Genomic DNA, 572 nt, shown 5'->3' with positions numbered 1-572 from the left:
AATTTTCTCTTCGTGCCTTAATCGAATAGTTCTTGGTAAAGACAACTTTGTTTTTACTTTTAAAAGAAAAAGTAAGTTCTGTTGGCGCAATATTCTTAGTGTCAATGGTTACAAAAACATAATTGGGATTTTCTGTCTTTTTGATGTTTTCAATAACAACATTATTAGAGACCGCAACTTCATATTGCCCAATGTTTTTTCCGTAAAACATAATTTGAACGCTGGATAAGTTCATCCCGGCATACCAAAATGGCGGTTCTACACGATTAATTTGTGCGAAAGACAAAGCTGTGAAAAGTAATGTTATTGAAAATGTTAAAATTCTCGCGAAGGCGCTAAGGCGCAATTTTTTTTTATAGTCCATATGCTACTCGTTTTATTCCGTCTTTAATTAGAGCTTCATTGAAGTTGATTAATAACCCCAATTTTAATCCCGTTATTTTTATATATGTTAATAGTTGTTTTAAATGAGCGTTTGAAAGTTTTTCAACGGATTTAATTTCTAAAATAACTTTATTTTCAATTATTAAATCAGAACGAAATCCGATATCTAAATAGACGTCATCCCAAAT

The 572-nt window shown here is 30.8% G+C and carries 2 protein-coding genes; both read right to left on the bottom strand.

The features are described 5' to 3' along the window. Positions 1–364, bottom strand: a 364-nt coding sequence (locus IEX27_RS21140; RefSeq protein WP_188723038.1) for a cyclomaltodextrinase N-terminal domain-containing protein, incomplete at its 3' end; no start/stop codon positions are given. Next, positions 354–572, bottom strand: a 219-nt coding sequence (locus IEX27_RS21135) for a GxxExxY protein (protein ID WP_188723037.1), incomplete at its 5' end; no start/stop codon positions are given. The genes IEX27_RS21135 and IEX27_RS21140, both read right to left, overlap by 11 nt.

Source organism: Nitratireductor aestuarii (genome assembly GCF_014641695.1).
Taxonomy (GTDB): Bacteria; Pseudomonadota; Alphaproteobacteria; order Rhizobiales; family Rhizobiaceae; genus Chelativorans; species Chelativorans aestuarii.
The sequence above is the reverse complement of the archived record's forward strand: the minus strand, read 5'-3'. Positions and strand labels throughout refer to the sequence as shown.